Origin of the sequence: Nocardia veterana NBRC 100344 (genome assembly GCF_000308855.1) — a bacterium.
Lineage (GTDB): Bacteria > Actinomycetota > Actinomycetes > Mycobacteriales > Mycobacteriaceae > Nocardia > Nocardia veterana.
Genome location: NZ_BAGM01000203.1, coordinates 26,832 through 52,826, shown reverse-complemented (window position 1 = coordinate 52,826; position 25,995 = coordinate 26,832). Strand labels below are relative to the sequence as shown.

General features: G+C 64.1%; 24 protein-coding genes and 2 pseudogenes. 16 read left to right on the top strand and 10 right to left on the bottom strand.

The window, feature by feature from the left end:
• The 6 genes and pseudogenes from ON37_RS33315 to ON37_RS28270 form a co-directional block, all read right to left on the bottom strand.
• Positions 1 to 304 (bottom strand): annotated as a pseudogene (locus ON37_RS33315) (hypothetical protein); the annotation flags it as partial.
• On the bottom strand, positions 297 to 1,877 hold the full coding sequence (locus ON37_RS28285) for a serine/threonine-protein kinase (protein ID WP_040723807.1): 1,581 nt from the start codon (positions 1,875 to 1,877) through the stop codon (positions 297 to 299). The pseudogene ON37_RS33315 and the gene ON37_RS28285, both read right to left, overlap by 8 nt.
• A gap of 28 nt (positions 1,878 to 1,905) precedes the next feature.
• A complete protein-coding gene (locus ON37_RS28280) occupies positions 1,906 to 5,073 on the bottom strand; it encodes a type I restriction endonuclease subunit R (RefSeq protein WP_040723806.1) in 3,168 nt (1,055 codons plus the stop codon).
• Between the two features lie 4 nt (positions 5,074 to 5,077).
• Positions 5,078 to 6,352: a restriction endonuclease subunit S gene (locus tag ON37_RS32185; protein ID WP_083893355.1), complete on the bottom strand. Its 1,275-nt coding sequence runs from the start codon at positions 6,350 to 6,352 to the stop codon at positions 5,078 to 5,080.
• Complete coding sequence (locus ON37_RS28275) at positions 6,349 to 8,343, bottom strand: type I restriction-modification system subunit M (RefSeq protein WP_040723804.1); 1,995 nt, start codon at positions 8,341 to 8,343, stop codon at positions 6,349 to 6,351. The genes ON37_RS32185 and ON37_RS28275 overlap by 4 nt, the downstream gene beginning before the upstream one ends.
• The gene (locus ON37_RS28270; protein ID WP_051032222.1) at positions 8,340 to 10,367 is read right to left on the bottom strand and encodes an N-6 DNA methylase; all 2,028 of its coding nucleotides are present in this window, start codon (positions 10,365 to 10,367) and stop codon (positions 8,340 to 8,342) included. Before ON37_RS28270 ends, ON37_RS28275 begins: the two co-directional genes overlap by 4 nt.
• A gap of 170 nt (positions 10,368 to 10,537) precedes the next feature.
• Between ON37_RS28270 and ON37_RS33310 the strand changes: the two genes are divergently transcribed.
• From ON37_RS33310 to ON37_RS28235, 8 genes and pseudogenes are all read left to right on the top strand, one after another.
• A complete protein-coding gene (locus tag ON37_RS33310) occupies positions 10,538 to 10,852 on the top strand; it encodes a hypothetical protein (RefSeq protein ID WP_157171654.1) in 315 nt (104 codons plus the stop codon).
• Between the two features lie 69 nt (positions 10,853 to 10,921).
• Positions 10,922 to 11,584, top strand: coding sequence for a DUF8020 domain-containing protein (locus tag ON37_RS33305; RefSeq protein ID WP_040723802.1), 663 nt, complete (start codon positions 10,922 to 10,924; stop codon positions 11,582 to 11,584).
• A 121-nt stretch (positions 11,585 to 11,705) separates the two neighbouring features.
• Positions 11,706 to 12,143: a DUF4189 domain-containing protein gene (locus tag ON37_RS33300; protein ID WP_157171653.1), complete on the top strand. Its 438-nt coding sequence runs from the start codon at positions 11,706 to 11,708 to the stop codon at positions 12,141 to 12,143.
• 133 nt (positions 12,144 to 12,276) lie between these two features.
• The gene (locus tag ON37_RS28250; protein ID WP_040723800.1) at positions 12,277 to 12,852 is read left to right on the top strand and encodes a DUF4352 domain-containing protein; all 576 of its coding nucleotides are present in this window, start codon (positions 12,277 to 12,279) and stop codon (positions 12,850 to 12,852) included.
• Positions 12,853 to 13,059: 207 nt separating this feature from the next.
• Positions 13,060 to 13,476, top strand: a pseudogene (locus ON37_RS34785) (AAA family ATPase); the annotation flags it as partial.
• Positions 13,477 to 13,599: 123 nt separating this feature from the next.
• The gene (locus ON37_RS28245) at positions 13,600 to 15,474 is read left to right on the top strand and encodes a hypothetical protein (RefSeq protein ID WP_373282093.1); all 1,875 of its coding nucleotides are present in this window, start codon (positions 13,600 to 13,602) and stop codon (positions 15,472 to 15,474) included.
• The gene (locus ON37_RS28240; protein WP_040723799.1) at positions 15,459 to 15,845 is read left to right on the top strand and encodes a hypothetical protein; all 387 of its coding nucleotides are present in this window, start codon (positions 15,459 to 15,461) and stop codon (positions 15,843 to 15,845) included. The genes ON37_RS28245 and ON37_RS28240 overlap by 16 nt, the downstream gene beginning before the upstream one ends.
• A 110-nt stretch (positions 15,846 to 15,955) precedes the next feature.
• Entirely contained in the window at positions 15,956 to 16,186 is a 231-nt protein-coding gene (locus tag ON37_RS28235) for a hypothetical protein (RefSeq protein ID WP_040723798.1), read from the top strand.
• A gap of 36 nt (positions 16,187 to 16,222) precedes the next feature.
• Here the strand turns inward: ON37_RS28235 and ON37_RS28230 are convergent, their stop codons facing one another.
• The gene (locus ON37_RS28230) at positions 16,223 to 17,047 is read right to left on the bottom strand and encodes an MBL fold metallo-hydrolase (RefSeq protein WP_040723796.1); all 825 of its coding nucleotides are present in this window, start codon (positions 17,045 to 17,047) and stop codon (positions 16,223 to 16,225) included.
• Positions 17,048 to 17,170: 123 nt separating this feature from the next.
• On the opposite strand from ON37_RS28230, the gene ON37_RS28225 reads away from it, so the two are divergent.
• Entirely contained in the window at positions 17,171 to 17,791 is a 621-nt protein-coding gene (locus tag ON37_RS28225) for a LysE family translocator (protein WP_051032220.1), read from the top strand.
• On the opposite strand, the gene ON37_RS28220 is transcribed toward ON37_RS28225, so the two are convergent.
• Entirely contained in the window at positions 17,768 to 18,637 is an 870-nt protein-coding gene (locus tag ON37_RS28220; RefSeq protein WP_040723821.1) for a helix-turn-helix transcriptional regulator, read from the bottom strand. The two genes, ON37_RS28225 and ON37_RS28220, sit on opposite strands and share 24 nt — an antisense overlap.
• A 103-nt stretch (positions 18,638 to 18,740) precedes the next feature.
• Here ON37_RS28220 and ON37_RS28215 point away from each other — a divergent pair, with 103 nt between their 5' ends.
• Both ON37_RS28215 and ON37_RS28210 read left to right on the top strand, forming a co-directional pair.
• Positions 18,741 to 19,205 (top strand): nuclear transport factor 2 family protein, encoded by a 465-nt coding sequence (locus ON37_RS28215; RefSeq protein ID WP_217999969.1) that lies wholly within the window; start codon positions 18,741 to 18,743, stop codon positions 19,203 to 19,205.
• Positions 19,202 to 20,068, top strand: coding sequence for an NAD(P)H-binding protein (locus tag ON37_RS28210; protein ID WP_040723795.1), 867 nt, complete (start codon positions 19,202 to 19,204; stop codon positions 20,066 to 20,068). Before ON37_RS28215 ends, ON37_RS28210 begins: the two co-directional genes overlap by 4 nt.
• Before the next feature lie 75 nt (positions 20,069 to 20,143).
• Here ON37_RS28210 and ON37_RS28205 read toward each other — a convergent pair whose 3' ends face one another.
• Positions 20,144 to 20,722: a hypothetical protein gene (locus ON37_RS28205; protein WP_157171652.1), complete on the bottom strand. Its 579-nt coding sequence runs from the start codon at positions 20,720 to 20,722 to the stop codon at positions 20,144 to 20,146.
• A gap of 286 nt (positions 20,723 to 21,008) precedes the next feature.
• Between ON37_RS28205 and ON37_RS28200 the strand changes: the two genes are divergently transcribed.
• The 4 genes from ON37_RS28200 to ON37_RS33295 are packed head-to-tail and all read left to right on the top strand — an operon-like array spanning position 21,009 to position 23,483.
• Positions 21,009 to 21,353 carry a WXG100 family type VII secretion target gene (locus ON37_RS28200; RefSeq protein WP_245553548.1) on the top strand — a complete coding sequence of 115 codons (345 nt, stop codon included), beginning with the start codon at positions 21,009 to 21,011 and terminating at the stop codon, positions 21,351 to 21,353.
• Positions 21,354 to 21,357: 4 nt separating this feature from the next.
• Positions 21,358 to 21,660: a WXG100 family type VII secretion target gene (locus ON37_RS28195; RefSeq protein ID WP_040723791.1), complete on the top strand. Its 303-nt coding sequence runs from the start codon at positions 21,358 to 21,360 to the stop codon at positions 21,658 to 21,660.
• A complete protein-coding gene (locus ON37_RS28190) occupies positions 21,661 to 22,953 on the top strand; it encodes a hypothetical protein (RefSeq protein ID WP_245553547.1) in 1,293 nt (430 codons plus the stop codon).
• A complete protein-coding gene (locus ON37_RS33295) occupies positions 22,953 to 23,483 on the top strand; it encodes a hypothetical protein (RefSeq protein WP_157171651.1) in 531 nt (176 codons plus the stop codon). Before ON37_RS28190 ends, ON37_RS33295 begins: the two co-directional genes overlap by 1 nt.
• Before the next feature lie 394 nt (positions 23,484 to 23,877).
• On the opposite strand, the gene ON37_RS31310 is transcribed toward ON37_RS33295, so the two are convergent.
• Entirely contained in the window at positions 23,878 to 24,708 is an 831-nt protein-coding gene (locus ON37_RS31310; protein ID WP_157171650.1) for a CE1 family esterase, read from the bottom strand.
• 449 nt (positions 24,709 to 25,157) lie between these two features.
• Here ON37_RS31310 and ON37_RS28180 point away from each other — a divergent pair, with 449 nt between their 5' ends.
• On the top strand, positions 25,158 to 25,970 hold the full coding sequence (locus ON37_RS28180; protein ID WP_040723790.1) for a PIG-L family deacetylase: 813 nt from the start codon (positions 25,158 to 25,160) through the stop codon (positions 25,968 to 25,970).
• Positions 25,971 to 25,995 lie beyond the last annotated feature (25 nt).

The following is a 25,995-nucleotide window of genomic DNA, read 5'->3' as shown; positions in this document are numbered from 1 at the left end:
AGAAGCTACCAGCAACTTTTGCTACCCATCGCCCAATGCTATAAAAATCTGCCGTTTCGGCACCCTTGATGGTCGAGGAGCCAATCCATGTAGAAGAGGCCTTGGTGAGGACGTTCTCGTCGCGAGACCTCTTGTATTCGAAGATTATCGGCGATCCGGTCTCATCGATCCCGAGCGCCGCACGCCGAACAGCACCTCCATATTCGACTCGATCGTCCTTTGCAGGCGGCGTTCCGAAAGCGACTGAGCTGCCGGATTCGATAGCTGCGCCTCCAGAGATGCGGACCAGCTTGAGGTCACTCATCGGCGACGCCTACCTCTCCGCGTTGCAGCCCGGCGAGCACTTCGGCGACCTCCTCCGCCAGTTCATCATCCGGGCCTTTGATCAGACACACATCGTCGTACGCGGGTTGAAGCACATTCCGGGCTCCCGCGAAATCCCCCGCGCCGGCGAGCAGTTCGCCGTACTGGACGCGCAAGCGTAGAGCGACCTCGGACCCATCGCTCGTCAGTTCGACCGCCTCGGCAACGAGCTGCTCCATATCCGCCAACCCTTCCTCGATGTCCCCCAACGCCATTCGGCAGCGTGCCGAGGACGCTCTACAATCCCAGGCGGTCTCGCTGAACTTTCCTTCGACACGGCGGTAAGCGACTGCTAGTGAATCGAATTCACGTCGCGCGCTTCGATGATCCCCGCTGAGTTCAAGAGCATACGCGACCAGACTTCGAAGGTTAAGGACCTTTGCATTGTCGGGCCCGTGTACCTCCCCCGCGCAGGCGATCACCGAACTGAGTGCATCCGCGGCTTGCGCGAAGCGTTGCTCTTCCCACAGCTCGTAGTAGCGGCGCTCGGCGTTTTCGATGGCGGTTTGCAGGTGCATGGCCGACAGCGGTGCGGTCGGCGGCATCTCCTGACGGAAAGAGCGAGTCGGCTCGATCTGGTCGGTTTCGAGGGGTGCGTTGGGGCGACGGAACACCCTGGTCGGGTCGGGGAAGCCGGAGAGGTAGAGCTCGGTTGGTGGTACGGCCGAGTCCGGACCGGGCAGGAATGGGAGGAGCAGCTCGTAGACGGCGTAGGCATCGGACGGGCGGGCAGCCGGGTCCTTGCGGACCAAGTCGAGCACCAGCCGTTCGAATTCGGCCGGCACGTCGGGTCTCAGCTCGCGAAGCCGCGTTGGCTCGACGTGGGCGTGCAGGTGCATGAGCTCGACTTGTGATTCGCTGGGGAAAATCGGTGAACCACAGGCCATCTCATGCATGATGCAGCCGAGCGCGTAGAGGTCGCTGCGTGGGGTGACTCGGAGGCCGTGAACGCTTTCCGGCGACATGTACCGCAATGTCCCGATGATCTGCCCGGTCGAGGTCAGTCGCTTCGCGTGCGGGTCGAGCATGGCCGCGATGCCGAAGTCGATGACCTTCACCGCCCCGTCGCGGGTCACCAGAATGTTGTCCGGCTTCAGATCCCGGTGCACGACGGGCAGGGCATGTGCGTGGGACAAGACCGTGGCGATCTGCGCCGCGACGGCCGCCACCCACGCCAGCGGGAGCGGAGTCGACGGATCGATGTAGTTGCGCAGCGGGGTACCGTCGATGAGTTCCATAACGAGATAGACGTTCTCGTAGGAAGCATCCAGGACGGCGTCGTAGACCTGCGGCACTCCGTGGTGGCGGATGCGGGCTGTGACGCGGGCTTCGCGTTGGAATCGCTGGCTGAACTCCTCGGCCTGGGCCTTGGTCACCACCTGGTCGACGCGGATCAGCTTGATCGCGACCTCACGATCGAGGACGACGTCGTATCCCCGCCACACCGAACCCATTCCGCCGGAGCTGATTTGCTCGGTCAGCTCGTAGCGGCCGTCGATCCGCTCCACCCGCATCGCCGTTCCCTATCCCCGTGTTCTGCTGTCAGGCAACGCCCTGTTGTCTTCTGATCATGCGCCATGCCGCGCTGCGTGCCTGGCGATTCAGCGTTTCCTTGAACGCCGGGTCGGACTTGCTGAAGTACCGTTTGCCGAGGTTGGAGATGGTTTCGTAGTGGTCCATCATCTTTTCCTCGAAGACGGGATCGAAGACCCGGCCGAACTCCTCCTCCGAATGGTTGGCCACCGCGGCCAACTGCACGTGCGGTTCGGCAGCGGCTTCGTTGAAGGGTTTCGCCGCGTCCTCTTCGGTAAAGCTGGTGCCGTGACGCTTATTGAACTCGTCGATGAGTTCCGACAGCGGCGACTTCTCCGGTTCTTGGGCGGCTCCGGTGCCGTCGCCGAAGCCCCGAAGTTCCGAGGGCCCTTCAGGATTCAGGCCGATGTCGTGCTCGCCGGTCTTGACCAATCGCATGTGCGACAGGTCGACGTCACCGATATCCACTCCGCCGTCCGACCGGCGCGGGAGTCGGTTCAGCAGGTGGCGACCGTACAGGTGCAGCAGTTCGAGACTGCTGTCCTGGTAGGGCACGATCTGGGCTAGGAAGCCGTACTTGCGGACGTAGTCGTTGAGGTCGGCCCGGAAGTTCTCGGCCTTCTCGACGTCGTCTTCCTCGTCGTTGTCCAGTAGTTCGGTGAAGCGTTCGACCGCGGGAGCGAGCAGCCGGTACAGCTCGGCGTGCAACTTCTGCCACTTCGCCTGTGAGCCGGCGGCTTGGTCTTCTGCCAGCAAGTACGCGTTGGCGAATTCCCGCATCTCCTTGGTGGACAGAAGTTGTGCGGACATCACCCGGTCTTGCGCGAGATACAGGAGGTTCGGATCGGTCGGCAGGGTATGAGCTTCTTCGTAGTACGGTCGGAAGGCGTCGCGGATCTTCTCGGCGTCGTTCACGAAGTCGAGGACGACAAGATCCTGCTGACTTTTGCGCTCGTGGGTTCGGTTGAGCCGCGAGAGCGTCTGCACCGCCGCGATACCGGCCAGAGTCTTGTTGACGTACATCGTGGTCAGCAGCGGCTGGTCGAAGCCGGTCTGGTACTTCTCTGCGACAACGAGGATCCGATATTCCTTCTGCCCTTTTCCGCCGGCGCGAGTCGCCACGTCGTCGGCACGGGTGTAACCGAATGCTTTGGGCAGTTGAGATTCCGGGAGGCCGTCGTTCTCCTTCGGCTCGGTCGTTTCCTCACCCTCGTAGTCGAGGGCCCCCGAAAATGCCACGAGCACGCCGATGTCCGGGTAGAGCTTGTCGTACTCGCGCTCTTCGATGTATCGCTTGATCGCCCTCGACATCGCCACGGCGCTGTGCCGGGAAGCCGTCACCACCATCGACTTGGCGCGGCCTCCCAGGCGTGGCCGGGTGTGGGCGACGAAATGCTCGACGATCACCTGCGCATGCTGATCGACGGTATGCGGGTGCATGACCGCGAACCGGGCCAGCAGCGCATTCGCTTTCCGTTCCGGCACTTCGTAATCCGACGGATTGTCGTTGACCAACCGATAGAACGTCTTGTAGGTGACGTAATTGCGCAGGGGGTCGAGGATGAATCCCTCGTCGATGGCCTGCCGCATGGAGTAGGTGTGGAACGGCTCGTACTTCTGGCCGACCAGCGTGCCGAAGTTCTCCAGCGTCTTGGACTTCGGCGTAGCGGTGAAGGCGAAGTAGGAGATATTCCGCGCCTTGCCACGCTCCGCAGCCTTTTGTTTCAGCCGCTCATCCAAGGTGAGCTCGGCAGCGCCGTCTTCCTCGTCCTCAGGGTCCAGACCCAGATCGCGAAGCGCCGACCGCACTGCCTTCGCGGCATCACCGGACTGGGAGGAATGTGCTTCGTCGACGATGATGGCGAACCGTCCGCCAAGCAGTTCGGTCGGAGAGCGGCGCAGATAATCCAACAACGCCGGGAAGGTGTGCAGAGTGACAGTGATGATCTTGCCCTCTTCCTGCGAGAGAGCTTTCGCCAGCTTCTCGGACTTCGCGCCCTGCTTGTCGTCGATCTTCACCACCAGGCCGGCGACGCGCTCGAAGCCGCCGACCGTCTCGCTGAGCTGGCTGTCGAGGTTACGGCGGTCGGTGATGATGATGGTCTTGTCGAAAACTGGTGTGCCAGGTTTCAATCCGGCCGCGCGGGCATCGGGGTCCAACTTGGACGGGTCCGTGGGCGTATGCAGGTCGCTCAAGCGGTGCGCGAGCCAGCCGATAGTGTTCGACTTCCCCGAACCCGCCGAGTGCATGACCAGGTAGTCGTGACCGGCACCATGGATGGCCGCGTGTGCGGTGAGCTTCTTCACCGCATCCCACTGGTGGAAGCGAGGGAAGATGATGGTTTTGGCGCCGCGCCCGCCCGCCCCCTTGGACTCGTGGATGTGTACGAACCGCTCCAACATGTCCAGCCAGTTGTCCGGGTGCCAGACCTGCTCCCACAGGTACGAGGTCGGGTACTTGCCTGGCTCTATCGGCATCGGGTTGCCAGCACCGCCAGGCTTTCCCGCACCCTCCGATCCCGTATTGAACGGCAGGAAGCGAGTTTTCGCGCCTCTGAGCTGAGTGGTTACGAATACTAGATCGGGGTCGACAGCGAAGTTCGCGATTACCCGACGCGTGAAGATCAGCTCGGTGGCGTCGCGCTCGGTGCGGTACTGGTTCTTTGCGTGCTCGACGTTCTGTCCGGTGAGGGGGTTCTTCAGTTCGGCGGTGGCGATCGGAATTCCGTTGAGCAGCAACGCGAGATCGAGACGGTGCCCCGCATCCGCCTGCTTTGTCGCGTAGGGCAACTCGCGAACGACCGTGAGCCGGTTTGCCTTATACTCGGCAAGCGCGTCTTCGGATGTCACCAGATTCGGTTTGAAGTACGCCACGCGGATGCGAACCCCGCGGTCCCGAACACCTGAGCGCAGCACCTCGACAAGTCCGTTCGAGCCGATTTCCCGATCCACGGCACGAGCGAACCCACGCTGCGCCTCGTCGGAGTCGCCACCGTAGGCACCGAGCAAGTCCTCCCACTCGTCATGCTGAGTGGACTCGATGAACGCGAGCAGCTCCCCCATATCGAGCCCGAGGTCGGGCCGATACTCGTGCGGGTTGCCTTGTCGCCAACCGTTTTCCACCATCGCGGCGACGATTTCGACACCGAAGGTGTGCTCGTCGTGGACCGGGCTCACGGATCTATACCCCCTGTGTGAGATTTCGCCCGGAGGCGGTGGTTACGTCGAATTGTCCGGTGACTGCGGCGGTTATCAGAGCTTGGCGGCGCTCAGCCAACAACGACTGGGCGCGCCGTTGTGTGGTGATTGCATCTTTTAATTTGTTAATCGAGCTGCGAGTGTCTCGGATCAGAGATTCGGCATAGTTCGGAATCGGAATCCGATACATTCGCAACTGCTCGCCCGTAAGGTGTGGAATCGTGGCAATATTACCGTCCGACTCGAATACGCCACACGATTTTGCGAACCGAAGCCAGTACATCAGCCACTCCACTGGCAACTCTTTAGATTTACGTACCCTGTGTAACGATTTCTGGAAGTAGCATTCCTCAATCCGACCATCCCAAACAGCAGCCTCTGCAACGCCAGCACCACCTTCACAGACGAGGAGATCTCCAGGCTCTAGCGAATAGCGTGCGCGTTCTTCGGGATCGAAATCCATCGTCGCCATATCATCGGAATCGATTTCGTACCAGTGGACATTCGCGTTCCTCAGATATGGTTTTTGGTTAAGGCCGGATGCGCGCTCCTGGTTAAGCATCTTTCCGAGGGCCGTGTAGAAATATGCGTAAACTGGGCCAACTTCCCATTCCGAAGGTATCGACGGGAGCCACCTCCACCCGGTCGAGTACCTCCGGCCGGATACCGCGTTTCCGGACAACATGTCGCCGATGACGGCAAGTTCTCGCTCTTCCAGTAATTCAATCTGGCGCTGCCGCAACGCAACAAGTTCATCGACGCGGGAGGTTTCGGCGTCGAGGAAGTCGGCGATGCGGCGCTGCTCCTCTAGCGACGGAATCCTGATACTGACGTTCGCGTATCGTTCAGCATTGAAGTTCTGAATCGTTGAGGAGACCGCCTCCGACTTGACGACACCCTGAAAGGATTCCGATATGGTTGCGTAGTGCAGATATCGCGGATCTACCGACACCTTCGGCCGAAACCGAACCAGGAAGCCAGCAAACGTTTGACCTTCCGCTTCAGGAGGAACAAGGAATGACCTGCCCAGTGTTCCGCTTCGGGATAGGAGGATGTCTCCTTTTCGAAGACTGTGACGCGCCTCCAGGGGGATGTCCACGTATACGCCCCCTTCTGCACTGAGGCCGCCATTCGAAGAAATATCCGACGTCCTGATCAGGCGGGTGCCGAACTCCACGTAATTATCGGCACTGATATTTAATCCATATTGCCCCGCATCGACACATACATGCTTGAGCCGCGTATCTACCCAAGTCATTTTGTCACCTCGCCAAGCAATTGCTGGATTTCAGCCTCGAGTTCCTTCAGTTCAGCATCAATCTCCTCCAGGGGACGCGGGGGGTTGTAAACGTAGAAATGACGAGTGAACGGAATCTCGTACCCGATCTTGGTTTTAGCGTGGTCGATCCATGCATCCGGGACATGCGGTAGGACTTCGCGGGCGAGGTAGTCGTCGACGTCTTCGTCCAACGGCACGTTCTCGAAGTCACGGAGGTCGGCGTCGGCCTCAGGGGCGCCCTTGACGAGTTGGATTTCGCCTTCGGGGTCCCGCACGCCGAGGGCGTCGCGGAACGCCTTCGCAAAGGGCGCACCAGCGGGCCACGGCTCACCAGCACCAGCGACCGCGTCCTTGAGCGCCGTGATGGCGTCGGTCTTCTTGCCCCAGGAAGAACCAACCAAGGGGGCCAACAGTTTTCGGAAAACCTCAGGGTCACTGTATTGCTTGCGAACAGGGGCAGCCTCGGCAAGCCGGTCCAGTGCCTCGGCAGTCAGCTCGAACCGCAAGCGCAACGGCCGCTCGACGGTGATCCGCCGGTATCCGAATTCGGAATTCCGGAAGACCTTCACCTTGCCATGCAGTGGATGCTCGGGATCGCCGGCAACCTGCACGGCGTTCCCGTACAGCCGAGTGATCTCCTCGATGTGCTCGCGCGTAAGGTATTTCCGCTTGTCCCCCAGCGACTTCCGCATCTTTGACCAATATTCACGGGCATCCAAGAGCACCACCTTCCCGCGATGCTCAGGAGACTTACGGTTGGTGAGGATCCAGAAGTACGTCGAGATACCCGTGTTGTAGAACAGCTGATCCGGCAGCGCCACAACGGCTTCCAGCCAGTCGTTTTCGATGATCCAGCGGCGAATGTTGGATTCGCCGGATTCGGCGGCGCCGGTGAACAGCGGAGAACCGTTGAAGACGATGGCAACTCGGCTACCGCCGGTACCGCCCACCTCGGCGGGCTTCATCTTGGAGATCATGTGCTGCAGGAACAACAGCGATCCATCGTTGATCCGGGGTAGGCCAGCGCCAAAACGTCCCGCGTCGCCGAGATTCTTATACTCCCACTCGACCTCTTCCTTGACCTTCTTCCACTCCACACCGAAGGGCGGGTTGGCGAGTAGGTAGTCAGCCTTCACGTTCTTGTGGCCGTCGTCGCTGAAGGAGTTGCCGAAGACGATGTGGTCGGGGTTCTGGCCCTTGATCATCAGGTCGGAGCGGCAGATGGCCCAGGACTCGGGGTTGAGTTCCTGGCCGTAGACCTCCACCTTGGCCTGCGGGTTCATCTGTTTGATGTGTTCCTCGGCGGCGCTGAGCATGCCACCGGTGCCGCAGGCGGGGTCCAGGACCGTGCGCACCACGCCGGGGACGCTGAGCAGGTCGGCGTCGGGGGCGACGAGGAGGTTCACCATCAGCTCGATCACTTCGCGGGGCGTGAAGTGCTCACCCGCGGTCTCGTTCGACTGTTCGGCGAAGCGCCGGATCAGTTCCTCGAAGACGTACCCCATGTTGTGGTTCGAGACCACCTCGGGGCGCAGGTCGAGGTCGGCGAACTTGCCGGTCACCTTGTAGAGGAGGTTGGCGCTGTCGAGGCGTTTGATCTGCTGGTTGAACTCGTAGCGGTCCAGCACCTCGCGTGCGTTCTCGGAGAAGCCGCCGACGTAGGCCTGCAGGTTCTTCGCCAGGTGCGAGGGGTCGCCGAGCACCGTCTTCAGCCGCAGGTCGGTCACGTTGTAGAAGCTGTTGCCCGAGGCGCGGCGCAGGAAGCTGTCGACGTCGATGTCCTGGCCTTCGAACCGCTCGACGGTCTCGCGCACCTTGTCGCGGGTCGGTTCCAGTACGCACTCCAGTCGGCGCAGCACGGTGAACGGCAGAATCACCTTGCCGTAATCGGACTGCTTGTAGTCACCGCGCAGTAGATCGGCGACCGACCAGGCGTGATTGGCAAGCTCGGTGTGCTTGCTGGTGTTCACTTATTGCCTCCTGGAATCTTCTGCTTCGTTGTCTCAACGTCTTCGGACTGCGTTGTGTTACTCGCCGGCTCGAGCGCCCCGGCGGTGAGACCGGATGCCACCAGTCCGATCGCGTGTTCGCTCGCATCGCCGACGCGGCGAGCCGATGCCCGCAGCTCGTACAGTCGCTGGAAGGCCGTGCCGTAACGCTGCTGCTCACGCAACGGCAGCAACGGTATCCGCAACCGCGAAGGATCGAAGCGGATCGTCGATGTGCGAGTGGTGGACGCGTTCTCCGCACTGTTGACGAATCCCGCGACGAACCACGAATTCAGTCGCTGCGTATCGGGCCGCAGCAGATACACGTGCGGGCCGAGCACCGCTCCGTCGTCCTCGGCACCGGCGACGCGTGCGCTGCGGGCCCCGCTCGAGTCGCTGCGGACCGCGGGGATCAGCACGTCACCGGCGGCGACGACCACCATCTCGGTGGGTTCGGATGTGGCGAAGCTGCCCGACGGCGGGTGGCCTGTCACGACGTCGGTTGCGGTGAGGATCGGCCGGTGATCATCCGCCGGGGCGGTCTGTTTCGGTCGCGGCGGGGAAGCCCGGAACCACTGCAGTGCACCGCCACCGGCCAGATCGGCCACGGTGGCCGTGCGCCAAGGCTTTCCACCTGCCTGCTGCCAGGTGCCGAGATCGCTCACCAGGTCCGCGAGTGCCGCTACGTCCCTGCTCAATTCGCGAACGGCGTCCTCGACTTCGGTCGACAGCAATGCCGGGTCGAACGACGACCGAACATAGCGGGCCGGGGTCAGATCGACACTCTCGTCGAGCACTTCCATGACCCGAACCGCTGCTGCCACACCGGGCACGGTGGCCGCTTCGACGGACCCGCTGTCGAACGACCGCCACGAATCGAGAACGGTGCGACCGAGTACCTCCCAGTCAAGGCCGCCACCCGAACCGTCATCGACCGCCGAGGCATCGATGAACAGCATCGTATCCGCAACGGAATCAATGGTTTCCGGGCGCCGAAGCACCCACAGTTGCAGGCCGACATGCCGCGGCTGAGCGGCGCCGGGCGCGAAACCGATCACAGCCCGGAGCGCGCCCGAGCGCAACAGCTCAGCCCGAATCCGGCGGCCCGAAGCGCGAGAGGCCACGGCGGGCGGGAGCAACAGAACCGCCGTTCCGCCGGGTTTCACGTGCGCAAGCGCATGCTGGACCCACGCGAGCTCGGATTCGCCGCGTGGCGGAACGCCGTATTGCCAGCGTGGATCCAGCGCGAGTTCGTCCGCACCCCATTCACGATCGGAGTACGGCGGATTGCACAGCACCGCGTCCGCCTCGAGGCCCGGAAAAGCGTCGTCGGACATGGTGTCACCGGCATACACCGTCGGCTCCAGCCCTGTCACCGACTCCAAGGCAAGACGGGTGCGCTGCACCTGCACGGGCACCACATCCTGGCCGTACAGTTCCGTCGCGCCGGCCTGGGCCGCCGCCAGCAGCAGTGAACCGCTACCGCACGCGGGGTCCAACACGCTTCGAAGCCGTTGCGAGGCAGGGTCTCCGGCCAGTTCGGCCATGAGCGCCGCGAGCGGTGCGGGGGTCTGGTAAACGCCCGTTGCGGGTGCGTCCTCCAATCCACGCTCTGCCAAGACATCCAGAGCGGTCCGGCTGCCTTCGGCGTCGGCAGCGCGCTGCAACATCTTCAGCACAGGCCCGGACACGGATGCCGACGAGCGGGGCGCCCAGCCCGCGCCGGTCCAGCTGAGCGATTCCATCAGGTGCGCGACATCGCTCGGCTCGGCCTGCGAGCGCAGATAGGTTCGCAGTTCGATGGTCGGCGATTGCGGCGCCTCCACACCATGTTCGGTCAGCCATCCCTGCACCTGATGCAGGTCGAAGACAGGCCGCGACTCGGTCCCGCCGATCGGGCCGGGGAAGTCGGCGTACCTACGGCGCCAGTTGCTTACGGTCGCTCGGGTCACACCGGCCAGCCGGGAGATCTCGGAGGCCGTGACAGGCGATGCGGGCTTCGGCATACCTCTCCCTTCCGTGTACATGGGCAAGCTTCGCTTACATGTAACTCAAAGTCAATCACCGAATCGGTGATTGACAATGTTTTCACTGCCATCTAGCTTGTGTACATCAGCTCGCGGACCGAACCCGGGAGCAGAAGTCCAACTTCCGGCCGCGTACTTCGGAGCCGCAGATGAGCAAGCACCAGGACCACCACGACTCGCACTGCCATTGCCACGGCCGCAGCCGGCGCAGCGCCAAGGGCACGCGGCCCTTCACGCGTTGCACCGGAGAAGAACTGCGGCGGTTGCCTCGACTGATCCGAATGTCGTTGTCGCACTGCGAGTCCGGGAAGCGGACCTACTTCGACCACGAGGATGCCGAACTGGCACTCGCTCACGTCAGTCGCGAGAAGCCACACCGTCGCGAGCAGCGCACGTACCTCTGCCCGCTGTGCCGCGGATGGCACCTCACCAGCCAGGAACGAAAGACGCCGCTCTCGGCGTAACCACCAGGTCCGTCGGCGACCCGACCGAGAAACCGACTCGCCTCGACGAGCCGAACGAAGGAAAACACGATGAGGATCAAGAAGTTCGCCGCAACCGCCGCCCTGACTGTGGCGGCTGTCGGAATAACTTGCGGCACAGCGGATGCCGAGCCGGCGACCCAACCGAATGCGTCGGCACCGGTCCTGCCCGGCAGTGTGCACGGCGAGGACCGTGGCGTGGCGTACAACGTCGACCGCGGCGCCGACGGTAAGACGCTCACCGCCGAACTGAGTGGTGGCCGGTTCGATGTCACGGCGGACGCCATCAATGTGATCGCCACGGACGGCACACAGGTTGCGAGCCTGCCCCTGCAACTGCAGCTCGGCGACCACGTTGTCGATCTCCACCCCCGCGTCGAGAGCGACGGCACCAAGCTGGTCGCCGATGTGGCCGCGAGCCCGATCGGCCACTGGCGCAAGACCTCTCCGCGTCAGCGCAGCATCGAAGCCGGGATGGGAATCGGGGCCGCGCTCGGCGGAATCGGTGGCGCGCTGCTCGGCATCGTCGTCGGCATCGCCACCATGGGGCTGCTCATTCCGATCACGCTGCCGGTTGGCCTGCTCGTCGGCGTCCTCGGCGGCATGGCTATCGGAGGTGCTGCCGGTGCGGCGATCCCGAACTCGGATGTGCCGGACCAGTGGGACTACCAGCAGGAGTGCCACGGCAGCGGTGAGTACCAGTACTGCTGGTAGCCCCTCGAGCCCAGCCGCTTCCACGGCGCCGGACGCCGCGGAACGAACCTGTCGACGATCCGCTCCTCACGCCGCGCCAGCTGTCGACGAAAACCTTTCAATCACAACGAAAGTCATCATGATGAAACTTTCGCTTGCCACCGGTCTCCTCCTCGCCTGCGCCGCCGTCGGCGGCACCGCGCTGGTCGCCGGCCCCGCCCACGCGGACGAGATCCGCTGGACCGCGGTCGCCGTCTCCACCAGCAACGGCTTGCTCAACGCCTCCCGCAACTACACCGACGTCGAGGAGGCGAAGAACACCGCGCTGGCCGACTGCGACCACCGGGTGCCCCCGCCGGCCGGCTCCAGCGCGCCGGCACACGACTGCCGGCTGGTCCTGGTGTATCCGAGCGGTCGATGCGGTGCGGTCGCCACCGGCACCCGGTATTCCGATGGGGACGCGATCGGCAGCACCTACTCGTGGTCGATCGGCAACAGCCTCAGCGAGGCGGATTTCGACGCGATCATGAAGAACCCGGGGCTGGGGGTCACCGTGTGGTGGTCGGACTGCCAGTACTGATCGCGGGGAACGCCCGTTCCCTCATGCCTTGTGGGCGCGACATGAAACCCATTGCGCGACAACCCCGCAATCGTTCCGCCACGATCGAACACGACACGCCGCTGAGACTTCTCGGCGGCAGAACGGAATCACGATGACCGCTCCGGTCCCACCTCAACACCCGCCCTACTACCCGCCGCCGCCGAGGAAGAGGCGCGTCTGGCCCTGGGTTCTCGGCGGATTCGCCGCCTGCATACTGCTGCTGTTCGGCGGATGCGCCGCACTCATCGGGGGCGTAGCGCACGAAGCCTCGAAACAGGAGGCCGAGCGAACCACGGCGGCGCCGCTGGGTTCGGAAGTGCGCGACGGCAAGTTCGCCTTCGTGGTCACCAGCCTCGCTCCTCCGGTTTCGGAGGTCGGCGATAACCCGTACCTGCGCAAACAGGCTCAGGGCGAGTACATCCTGGTCCACATCGATGTCACCAACATCGGGGACCGTCCCCAAACCTACTTCGGCGACAATCAGAAACTCGTCGACGACCAAGGCCGGCTCTACGGCAACGACACCGGCGCCGAGATCAATCTGAACAAGGATCTGTCGACCGAGATCAATCCGGGCAACAAGATCTCCGTGACGATCGCATTCGATGTGCCGAAGGGCACTCAGGTCGCAGCGATCGAGTTCCACGACTCCGCGTTTTCCGGCGGCGCTCGCGTCGCGGTGAAGTAGGCGGCACTTTCGCGTCCCGGACGCGACCATGCCCGGCAGCATCGAGCCGTGGCCGCATCCGCCCGAGGGTTGCCACGAGGACGCCGACGCTCGAACACGTCCCTCGGCCACCCACTTCTCGATAAACTTTCACTTCTCGCGCAGTTCGGCGAGCATGCCTTCCTCGCCTGTGCGACATAAGCATTCGCATTGATTGGGGGATTTTCTATGCAGAACACGCTGTCCACCGACGGAGTGTCCGACGGGGATGCCGAGCGCCTGCGCGATCTGGTGTCCGACGAGATTTCCGCCGATGGGTCGGTCTCTCCGGAAGTGGCCGCAACCATACTGGCGGCCTTCCCCGACACCGCCCCCGCCGGCCCCGGATCCGGCGGGGTACTGGCCGGGATGTTCCTGCGATCGATCACGGTGAACGGCTTCCGAGGTATCGGACCGAAGACGACGCTGGACCTCCAGCCCGCGCCCGGCCTGACGCTCGTCGTCGGCCGAAATGGTTGCGGCAAATCCAGTTTCGCCGAGGCCGCGGAGTTCGCGATCACCGGCGACAACAAGCGATGGTCCGACCGCGGCCGAATCTGGCGTGATGGCTGGCGGAATCTGCACGACGGCGAGGCACCAGCCATCGAAGTCGAACTGCAGACCGAGTCCGCAGAGAACCCGCTCACCATCACCGGTACCTGGAGCGCCGGAGCGGGACTCGACGACGGCAGCTGGACCACCCGCCGCAAAACGGGTGAGCCGATGCCGTTGGACCGCGCCGACCTTGCCCGGCCGCTGGAATTGTTCCGTCCATTCTTGTCCTACAGCGAGCTGGGCTCACTGATCGACGGCACGCCGACCGCGATGTACGACGCGCTGCACCGCCTGCTCGGTCTCGACGATCTCAGCGTCGCGTTGCAGAACCTGCAGCGGCGGCGACTCGAGATCGACAAGGCCGCCAAGGAAGTCAAACAAGGCAAAGAGGCTTTGCTGGCGGAATTGTCGGCCGTCGACGACGACCGTGCGCGCGCGGTGTTCGAGCTGCTCGACCGGCGAATCAACAACCTGTCCGCCATCTCTCAGGCGGTGCTCGGTGCCGAAGAGGATGCTTCCGGCCCCGCGACGGCCCTCAGCGGCATTGCCGCGCTCGGGCTCCCCGACTCAACTCTGCTGGTGGAGGCCACCAGCCGTCTCGACGCCGCCGCAGCACAATTGACCGGTGCGGCGACAGCAGAAGCCGACGCGGACACGGCGATTCTGGAGATCCTGGACCTCGCCGCCACCTACGCCGCCGACGATTGCCTCTGCCCGGTATGCGGGGAAGGGCAACTGGACGCGCAGTGGAGGGAGCGGACAGGCCGGAAAATCGCCGATATCCGACGGCGCACCGCCGACCTCGCGGCGGCCAGGCGTGCGCACAACGCGGCGGTGTCCGAGGCACGCAGCCTGATTCAACCTGTCCCGCAAGCATTGTCGAGTTGCCCCATCGATGCCGGTGACACGCTGCGAGAGTGGCGGGCATGGGCGGATTTGCGAACCGCAGATGCCGCACAGCTGCCGACACTGATGCGCGAGCACTACCAACGACTCACCGTTGCGCTGTCGGACCTGCAGGGGCGAGCGCACGCCGAGCTGTCCCGCCTGGACACGGTCTGGGCGCCATTGGCGGTACGGATCGCCGCCTGGGTGGAGCGAGCTACTTCGACCGCAACCGCGGCCGATGAACTGAAGACCGTGAAGGCTGCGGAGGCATGGCTCAAGAATGCAGCCGCCGGACTGCGTACCGAGCGCATGCGACCATTGGCCGAGCTCTCGCAACATATTTGGACCACGCTGCGTCAGCAAAGCAATGTCGAGCTCGGTGGAGTCGTGCTGACGGGCAGTGCGCAGCAGCGCCGGGTGAGCCTGGATGTGACGGTCGACGGTGTGGCCGGTGCCGCACTGGGAGTGATGAGCCAGGGCGAACTGCACTCGCTGGGGTTGTCGCTGTTCCTGCCGCGTGCCACGGCGGCGCAGAGTCCGTTCCGGTTCCTGGTGATCGACGACCCGGTTCAGTCCATGGACCCCGCCAAGGTCGACGGGTTGGCCCGAGTGCTGGACGAGGTGGCGCGATCCCGGCAGGTAGTCGTTTTCACACACGACTTGCGGTTGTCCGAAGCAGTGCGCCGCCTGCATATTCCGGCGACCATTCTCGATGTACAGCGCCGGGAGAGGTCAGTCGTCGAAGTCCGAGTGTCGGTCGACCCGATCCGCCGCAACCTCGCCGATGCCCGCGCATTGCAGTCGACGCCCCGGTTGCCCAAGGACGAAGCCAATGAGCTGATCGCATTGTGCTGCCGACAAGCGATCGAGTCCGCCAGCACTGCAAAAGTCCGAAAGATACTGGGCGAGAATGGTCTCAGTCAGATCGCCATCGACGAGCAGCTCGCGGCGGCCGAACGAACCAAACAGAAGCTCGCACTCGCCCTGTTTCTGGACCGAACGAAAGAAGCCGCGGCCCTCGCACGCCTGGACCGGGAACTCGCCCCGTGGGCATCGTCGGTAATCGAGGCATGTAATCGCGGCGCGCACGGCAGCACCCGCGGCGACCTCGAAGACCTCATCAATCGCGCGGAGAGGATTACGGCATGGCTCAGCAACTGACCGTCGTCCGCTCCAGGCTCGGCACTGCCGACATGCTCATCACCGACGCCACGGCCGACCTGGACGGCCTCTGGCCGAGGGCATCAGCATGGATGCTGCGCATTGCCGTCGAGCACGCCATCGAAGAACTGTGGAAATCGGTATCGCCACGGATGGTCTCGGTAACCCGGCGTGCCCAGCTGCTGGTGCTTCCCAAGTACATCGGTGCGCAGGCTGCCGGCGAGGCGCGTGTCCTGTGGGCGGAGCTGTCGGTCGTCACTCATCATCACGACTACGAACTGAACCCGACCGTGCAGCAGTTGCGGCGGTGGCAAGAAAGTTCTGAGCGTGTAGTGGCAGCGATCGACGCGGCGGTGCGCGCACATACCTGAACGAGCCGGTAACCGTTGCGCTACAACGTGTCCTGATTTGCCGCGTCAACAGTAGGCGTGAGATATCGGGACACGCGGGTAGCGATTGCAGTTGTTCGAGAGGAAGCCCGATGAAGCGCCTTGCCGCCCTCACTGTCGCAGTCACCGCCTTCGGCGCCGTCTCCGCCGGTGTCGCCGGCGCCGAAACCGGAATTCGGTTGGAGCACAGCGTTCCCCAGGCAACGGCGACCGAGCCGGTGGTCCTCCAGACCGGGTCGGCCGTGATCGACCTACTCGCGTATATCGGTGCGGGGTGCATCGGCAGCTGGAGCCCGGCGCCGCCTGCTCATTGCGTCGGATGAGCGGGCCCGCCTGCTCGGCCACGCGGGCAGGCACCATCAGGTCAGGTGATCGAATTCTCCTGTAACCCAACGAATATGCCGCTCCGCCGAGCGTCGCACCACTTCCTTGGCATCGTGATCGATCGTATCCCCGCCCAACGTGTACAGCCGGTCGTAGGAGTACTCGTCGAGCCGGGCGACGATGCGGCGCACCACGGCGGCCGACATCGGGACGTGTCTCGGGAAGTTTCTCTGGAACGAGACCCAGTTCGGCACAAGGGTGCCGGCGATGGTGTCGCCGGTCAGGAGGGTGCCGTCGGCGGTGAGTGCTACCGAGCTGCCCTTCATGTGGCCGCCCACTTCGATGAGAGTGATTCCCGGCAACGGGTTTTCGGTTCCGGCCCAGTAGCTGATCACCGGGTCGTGGCGGGCGATCCACTCCTTGTCGTTGGCGTTGACCAGCACGGGGACGTGTCCGAACTCGTGGCTCCAGCTCACCTGGGCCGCGAACATGTGGGGGTGGCTGGTGGCTATCGCCGCGACGCCGCCGAGGGCTCGGACCATGCCGACGACGACGGGGTCGATATAGGCGGGTGGGTCCCACAGCAGGTTTCCGTGGTCGGTGCGGGCGAGGAACGACCAGTGGCCGATCGCCAGTCGTGGTTCGCGCCGGAGGCTGTGGACGCCGCGGCCGTGGTCGCGGTGCTGGGTGGTGTGCGGTTGACGGGCGAGGTCGGCATGGGTGGTCCAGTTGCCGTGCGGTCCGAGGTCACCTCGTTCCTCGTCGGTCACCGCGTCGCTGGCGAGCACACAGCCCTCGGTGGGCGGTGCTGTGGAGTCGTCGTGTTCGAGGCCGCAGCCGTCGCAGATCCAGATGGTCATATCGACGACCGTGCAACCTGAACTGGGGTTGAGGTCAAGTGCTTGCCGGAAGGCCGATGATCAGGGCATGGCGGTGAGCCGACATCGTCTCCGCTGGTCGCAAGCGCATGCCACAATGCCGATATGGCTTCCCACCTCTTGGCTTTCACCGCCCTCGCGGCCCTGCTGGTCGTGATTCCGGGGCCGGCCGTGGTGCTGACGATGAAGAATGCGCTGGTGCGTGGACGTCCGGCGGCCGTCGCCACCGCGTGTGGCGTTCTGGCGGCGGATCTGGTGTGGGCGATGGCGTCCGTCGCCGGATTGACGGCGCTGCTCGCGGCGTCGCACACCGCGTTCGGGCTGGTCCGTATCGCGGGGGCGGCGTATTTGCTCTATCTCGCGGTGAAACTTGTTCTCACCAAAGAGCTTCCGGTGCCGCAGCAGACGAGTAGCGGGCAACAGGGCGGGCTGCTCCGCGGTTTCCGCGAGGGGCTGCTGTGCGATCTGTCGAACCCGAAGACCGTTCTGGTCTTCGCCAGCGTGATTCCGCAGTTCCTCGCCGAGGCCGGCTCCTCGCTCGACGGGTTCCTGCTCGGGGTCGTCTTCGCCGGACTCGGGTTCTGCTCCCTCCTCGGCTATGCCTTCCTGTTCGGCGCCACTCGCTCCCTGGTGAGCAACGCCAGGCTCACCAGAAATCTGCTGCGCGCCGGCGGCGCCGCGCTCGGAGGCTTCGGGGTGGCCCTACTCAACGAGAGCCGGGCGTAGTTTCCGCGCGGAGTCGTCGATGGCGGCCGGCGCTCGCTGCGGCGACAGTCGGCGAAGTGCCTCGGCCGCCGGGGAGCCGGGTTCGGCCGAGTAGATGACGAGGCGTTGGTCTCGCCCGGGCACCGCCAACGTTTGGGCGTCCAGTTCGATCGTCCCCAGCTCGGGGTGTTCGAATCGCTTCCACATGCTGGACGCGGGGGCAACCTCGTGGGCTGTCCAGCCGGCGCGAAAGTCGTTGTCGCGGGCGGACAACCACTCGATCAGCTCGGGTATGCGCGGATCGTCCGGATACCGGACGGCCGCTGTGCGCAGGTCGGCGACGGCCTGCCGGACGAAGTACGCCTCACCGTCGGCGGAACCGCAGGAGACGGCGGGCGAGATGGTTCCGAACGCCAGTCGCAGGAGATTGCGCTCCGCGTCGAAATCCCCGAACAGGGCGACTGCCGCCGCATTCCAGGCCAGTACGTCGTACCGCGGGTTCAGCACATAGGCCGGGAGTTCGATGCGCTGCAGCAGTTGGCGGACACCCGCCGGTACGTCATCGTCGGGGATACCCGATTGGCCCAGTTCATGACCGGCGAGCCGGGTCAGATAGCGCTGTTCGTCGGGACCGAGCCGCAACGCCCGCGCGAGCGCGGCCAGTACCTGCGGTGACGGGCGGGGCGCGCGTGCTTGCTCGAGCCGCTCGTAATAGTTGGCGGAAATTCCGGCCAGCCAGGCAACCTCCTCTCGGCGCAGGCCGGGCGTGCGTCGGCGCCGCCCGGGCTCCGGAGTGAGACCGACGGCGCCGGGGCTCACTCGTGCCCTTCGCCGGCGCAGGAAGTCCGCGAGCACGTATTTGTCCACGTCGTCCACTGTGCTCGCTACCCGGACCGCCGAGCAACGGACTGGTAGTCCGGGGTTGCACCGGCCGTTCCGCGACATGCGCCACCGAGCGAACCTGGAACCCGTGACCACTACCGATACCGAGCGGCGGAACGCGCGGGACCTGTTCGAACACGGACTGGACCTGCTGCTCGCCGCCGATATGCCGAGCTTTCTCGAACTCTTCGCCGCCGATGCGGAATTGGAATTCCCCTTCGCCACCGCCGGGGCACCCGAGCGAGTGCACGGACAAGCCGCACTGCACGACTATCTGATCGACTATCCGCAGCGGCTGGCCATCCGGGAGTTCCCGGCCGTCGCGGTCCACGAGACCACCGATCCGGAGGTGATCGTCGCCGAGTTCACCGCACGCGGCACGACGGTCCGCACCGGCGCGACCTACGAGCTGTCCTACATCGCGGTGATCCGGGCGCGGCACGGCAAAATCGTTGCCTGGCGCGACTATTGGAGCCCGGTGGCCGCCGCGGTCGCGACCGGGACGCTGCCCGAGCTGCTCGCCGAGCTGGGACGCGCGGAGGGCAAGGCATGACATCACGATTCCTCGTGACCGGCGCGACCGGCAACACCGGTCGCCAGGTGGCCCTCGGTCTCCGCGCCGCCGGCGCCCGAGTGCGCACCGCGACACGGTCCCCGTCCGCCGAGCAGGGCGGCGATCATGTCCGGTTCGACTGGCACGACTCCGATACCTATCTACCCGCGCTCACCGGGATCGACCGGGTCTATCTCGTCGCCCCGGTCGGTGTCCGGGATCCGTCGGGGCAGATCGAGCAGTTCCTGGACAGCGCACGCGCAGCGAAGGTGCGGCGCGTGGTCTTCCTCAGCTCCGATGTGATCCCGGCGGAAGCTCCCGGACTCGACCGGGCTCGGCGGCTGGTGACCGAGATGCCGGAATGGGCCGTGCTGCGGCCGTCGTGGTTCATGCAGAATCTCGTCGTCGCCAACCACCACATGGCTAGGGGCCTGCGCACCCGGGCGGAATTGCCGAGCGCAACCGAGGGACGCGGGATCGGGTTCGTGGACGCGGCCGATATCGCCGCCGTGGGGGTGCGGGCCCTGCTCGCCGACACTCCCCCGAACCGGGACTATGTGATCACCGGGCCGGAGGTGCTGACCTACGACGACGTCGCTCGGACGCTCAACGACCTGTTGCGACCGTCGCGGCCGGTCCGCCACGTCCGATTGACAGTGCCCGAACTCGCTCGCCGCATCGCACCGGGACTACCCGAGGATATGGCGACCGTGCTGGCTCAGGTCGAGCGGCGAATCGCGGCGGGAGCCGAGGAACGGGTCACGACCACCGTTGCCGAGGTCACCGGGCGTAGACCGCGATCGCTCCGGGACTTCGTGATTGCCCATCGTGACGAATTCGCGATCGCGGCGGATGCCTCGTAATCGATTGCCGCGGGGGCACTTCCGTGCCGATAGGGCCTGCTCACGGAGAGCAGGCCCTGGCACCGCCGCTAGGGATCAGCGCACCAGCGGTGTCAGCACCGCCGCCAACGCGGCGTCATCCGGATCGAGGTAGATCTTGTGGTCGCCCGGATCGAAATGCATAGTCGGGCAACGGAATTTGTCCGCCGACTCGGCCTCGACACGCTTGTCGGCGACCAGGTGATGGGTCTTGGGTTCGTAGACGCGGACGTGATAGCCGGGGCGATACACCGCCAGGCTCTTGCCGCCGTCGAAATCGCAGTCTCGGCCCAACGCCTGTTCGCCGTCGCGATCCACACACGCCACGAGCTGGATCTCCGAAATCGCCTTGCTGCGTTGCGCATCGGAGAGCGTCGTGTCGTGGGTGGTGGTGTCGACGATCCGCTCGCTCGAATAACCCTCGTTGCTCTGCACGAAGACCGCCAGTGTGTGCGGTGTCGAGCCGCCGCGGTAGTCGGCGGTGTTCTTCACCTTCGCGCCCATCGTGCCGCAGACGACATTGGCCAGCTCGGTCTGCCGGTCGACGGTGGTACCGAAGACCTTCTTCCACGCGAACACGCCGCCGATACCGATCCCGATGAGCGCGAACAAGAAAATGAGCACACGCAAACGCATCGAAGTCTCCCCCTCGTAGAAATGAGCGGGAAGAGCGTGCCACAGGTCGTCCGATCTAGGCAATCCGGTCAAGGTGTTTCCGAAGGCCGGCGTGGCCCGACCATCCGTCTCGGAGCCATCGTCCGCCGTGAAACCGCTGTTGGTGTATCGAGTTGCAAACCCAGGTGGTCGTGGTCCAGGGCAAGGCTGATGCCGGGAGGTTCGTTCGTCGTAATCCGCCGTTTCGCCGACCCAAGGTGACTCAGTCACGGTAGACGGGCGGTGGCCCGTCGTTTAGCATCGCCTCGTGAGTGACAGTGGGGGAAATGTTCCGGTGCCCGGCCAGGGCTTTTCGGTTGTTCCAGAGCAGGTTCGCGATGTCGGAATCTACATCTACGGCTTGGCCGACACCTTGTCCAGCGCCTTGGATTCCGCAGCCACGGACGTCGCCGAACTATTGAACGGCAGCTGGACCGGCGACTACGCCGATGAATTCTCCGAGGGCTGGTCCGAGGTTCATGACGGCGGCCGACGGATCTTCCAGGCATTGGCCACGATGGCTGAGAAGTTGGGCGTCACCGCCGACACGTTCCGGTCTGTGGATGCGAACACTGCTGCGGCGCTGAACATCCCGAAATTGAACTGGACGTAGCCTCATGGCTTCACAGTTCTCGGTCGACCTCGACCATCTCGATCAGATCATCGCCCGACTATCCGGGCTGGCCGGCTTCCTCGGCGATCACCTCGCCGACATCGAACAGCGCGCTGCCTCATTGCAGGGCTCCGGCTGGGAGGGGCTTGCCGCGCGCGCCTACGATGACGCGCACCGCGAATGGATGAGCGGGGCAAAGGAACTCGTCGACGGCGTCCGCGAGATGAGCGACGCCGCCAAGCAGGCGCACGCAGCATACACCCGTGCCCTGGAGCTCAATCGCCGGATGCTGCAAAGCGGGCAATAGATGAATGTCGATTGGCAGACCTACTACGACGCCGCCAAGAAATGTCAGCAACTCGCAGAGGATTTGCGCAAAGCCGACAAGCCGGTCCACGACGCCGTCAAGGGGTCTTGCGTCGGGATGGCGGGTGACGCCACCGGATGCGCAGAATGGGGCCGGATCTACGACGACGCCGCTCGCAAAACACTACAGACGTCGGCCAGCCTCGCCAATGCACTCACCAATTACGGCGCTGTTCTGTACGCACAAGGTTACAACTGGGGCGTCGCCAACAAATCCGATCCACCACCGCCGAAACCGAACATCAGCCAGGTCGGTGAGTACAAAGTCGACATCCCCACCTCGGTTCACGACAACGGCCTCGGATTCGAGCACAGTGGCGGCGTAAAAGCCTTTTTTGACAAACTCGTCGCACAGGTAATCGACAAGTTCCACAAACTCCCGAATGGCGACGCGGCGAAGTTGAAGACCGCGCACGCGACGTGGAGTACCTTCGCCTCTCACGAAACCGTCACCGGCGCTGCCGCCCAGATCTCAACCATCTCCGCGCTGTTCGACGGGATGGATGACGCGACCAACCGTCAACACATCCAAGACCATTTCAATACTCTCAAAAGCGGCGCCGACTCCGTAGCAACCGCTGCACAGAATGTGGCGGCACCGGTCGGCAAGTACCACGACGCCACCCTCTCGTTCGGCCAGGACACCGCACACAAGATCAACTGGCTGGAAGCCGGCGTCGCCGCCGCGGCTGTCGCGGGAGTCGCACTCGCCGTCTTCACTGTCGGCATGTCCGTCGAGGTTTCCGGTGAGGCAATCGCAGGCGCGGTCACCGCCACCATCGGCGCGATCGAGGAAGCCTTCTCGGCCAGTGCCCTCGCCGAAATCTTCGGCTATACAGCACTGGTTGCGGCGGCCGCGGTCACCATCAAAGCGTTCGACGCGGTGCCCAGCGACCTCGAAAAGGTCGCCGCAAACCTCGCCGCCATCATCGCGATGAAGATCCTGATCGACGACTCGGAGGACATCAACCCCGACAGCCCGACGGGTGCGTTCACCACAGCGTCGATGACCACCAAGGTCAACAAAATTGCACAGCACTACGGTGTCCCTCCGCAAGCCGTGAAAGACGCAATTCACAAGATCAAAGCCCAGGGCGCGTGGCGCGGGAACGGCGCTTCCAGAAATCCGGATGTTGTCGTCGATTTGGACGATGGTGAAGTCTACGTAAAGATGCCGGACGGATCTCCATCCGAGGATAGTATCGGCAATATCTTGGACGAGCTGGAGGAGTGATGGAAGCTGATCGGAGGCCTCCGGCCATCGTCGAGCACGACGACCGTTGGCTGCTCAAACCGTTGCGCGGAAGGTCTGTGTCGCGAATAGACTGGACGCCCGACCACTTGGAACTCATTCTAGATGGTGAAGATTTCCGAATCCTTGTCGGGTACGAGGCCGAGCTGTCGGTTAAATCGCTCGCAAAGGAATCCCCTACCAGACATCGCATCGACTACTGGAATCGACCGCAGGTCGAAGAGTTCTTGGATTCTCGAATCGTTTCTGCAGTGTTCTTCAAGACTGGGGCATTCCGTCTGGGGTTCAAGAACGGCTGGATTCTCGTCACAGAACCCGACAGACAAGATTATTCACCAGAAGTTCGGATCGGAGGCCTGACCCTGTGGAATACTTCGGGGATCGCCAACCGATCGCTCTTCGAAATTGTTCCGATCGATCCTTGGACCGGCCAACGCGTCACTCCCCCGAATTGGCCATCCCGCCCGAGCTCCCTACGACACGACCCCGATTCGGATGACATCAACGATTGAGACGGTGCCCTGCGGCGCGGGAAGGCACGTCTCGGCTTGCTCACCTCCGGAGCTTCTCCTGACCGCAGTACCCCTGCGAGTAGACCGAGTACCGCATTCCCACCTCACGACAGTGATCATCGCCGGGCAGGTCGTGGCCCCCTTTGCATTTGAGCCACTACCTGCAAGACCACCTCGAGGCACTGAAGAAGGGAAGGGAGGGCACCCGAAACGGAGTGGTCGATTATTGTCGGCGGCGGGGATTTCGCCGTCGCTCGACAACTGACGGCATGGAGGGGATGAATGAGTATCCGGTTCTCGACGTCGCGGCGACGATCGATCCCGCTGCGATGACGCAGAACGCAACTGTCGGGTTGGCGGCTGTACAGCGCCTACTCGGACGGGGCTGCTGACCTCACGGTAGTGGGTGGTTCTGGAACAGTTGCCACATGCGGTTGCGGAGGTCCGCGCCGCGATCACCACTCGGTAGGTCGTGTCCGCCCGCTTTGTATTTGCGCCACACCACATTTGCGCCCTGTTCGCAGGAGTACCGGTAGCCTTCGGCGATTTCGGGGCCGGTTTCGGTGGCGGCGTCGTTGCTGCAGCCGATGGTGCCGCGCCATTGCAGGTGGGCGGCGAAGACGGGAGCCTGGGTGAAGTCGTTGTCGGCGGTGAAGAAGCCGAAGGAGAGTTTGCGGATCGGGACGCCGTCTTCGCATCCGCCGTGGGAACCGCCGGCGTACATCGCCACCGCGCCGAGTTGGGCGGATGCGGCGCATGCCATTCGTGAGGTCATCTGGCCGCCGTTGGAGTGGCCGGCGATGTATACCCGCTTCGAATCGACGCAGTGGGCGGATTTGATGTCGGCGATGACCTGCAGGATGAAGTTGACGTCTGTTCTGTCGCCGTTTTCGAAGTACCAGCTGCGGTTGGGGTCGGGGACGTCCTTCTTGCCGCCCTTGGGATAGGCGACGATGAATTTCTGCTGCGCGGCGAACGGTGTCCAGCCGGATTGGGTTTCATAGGTGCTCGGGTTGCTCCCGCCGCCGTGCAGTCCGATCAGCAGCGGCGCCGGACCGGTCAGCCCGTTGGGGACCCGAAGCAGGTAGGTCCGCACACCATCGGGCATGGTGATGTCGACGGACTTCGAGACCGGCGCCAGCGAGCAGGCCGCGGGCGCGGCCTCCGGGGTGGGCTCGGCGGCCGCGACGGCGCCCGGCAGCGCGAGCGCGACAACGGCGGACACGATTGTGATGAGACCGGCCGTGGCTCGGCCCATCGGCCTGGACATGCGGATTCTGCGCAACGAATACTCCTGCCCGCCAGGGGAATTGAAACTACAACTTGGAAGTTATCGTCGAATCCGGTGGTTCGCAGTGGATTGGGGGCTTTTGTTTCGACTCCCAATCAGCAGCCGCAACCGACATCATCCGACACGGTGGCAACGCGCAATTCGCCTGCGGCCGTGGCGCATTCCAGGACCGGCGGCCCGAAGACCGCCGAGCGGGCCACAACGCAGACGATCTGCGCGAGCTAGCTCCCCGGTTGTGCGGGCTTCCCTGCCCGTCCGACCGCCGAACCAGCGGTTCCCCCCTGCACGCCCGGGAGACGCGTCCCGGCGGAATCCCCCGAACCTTGTCGGTGTTGCTCCGTAGAGTACGAACACCCAACCACCCAGGACATAGACGGGACCTCATGACCGAGCAGCTGACGATCATGGCCGTACACGCTCATCCGGACGATGAAGTCATCAGTACGGGTGGGGTTTTCGCGAAATATGCCGCCGAGGGAATCCGGACGGTTCTTGTGACCTGCACCAACGGGGAGCAGGGTGATGCGCCGGGCGGGATCAAGCCCGGAGAGCCGGGGCACGATCCGGCGGCGGTGCGCGAACTGCGGCTTCGGGAGTTGCAGGAATCGGCGGGCATCCTGGGTATCGAGCATGTCGAGCTGCTCGGATATCGCGATTCCGGGATGGACGGGTGGGACGCCAACCGCGATCCGGAGGCGTTCTGGAACGCTCCCGTCGACCAGGCGGCGGCGCGGCTCGGCGAGCTGATGCGGCAGTATCGGCCGCAGGTGGTGGTGACGTACGACGAGAACGGAAATTACGGACATCCCGACCATATCCAGGCCAATCGAATCGCGGTCGCGGCGGCGGTCGATACCGGGATCCCGGCCAAGCTCTACTACACGGCGATTCCTCGGGAGAGTTCACTCGAGGTGTTCACGGCGCTGCAGGCGCAGGGGTTGGTCGACTTCGAGCCGCCGGCGGATTTCGGCACGCCGATGGACCGGATCACCGCGGTGCTCGAGGTGGCACCGTATGTGCAGAGCAAGGTGAAGGCGCTGGAGGCGCACAGCAGCCAGAGCGACAGCGTGCCGTTTCTGCGACTGCCGTCCGAGTTCCAGCAGATGATCTTCGGAACCGAGACCTTCGTCCGTCACCTCAACCGGGTCGACTCGGCACCGGCGCAGGAAACCGATCTCTTCGCGGGCCTGCGCTGATCGTCCCACCGGTGCGAATCGGATG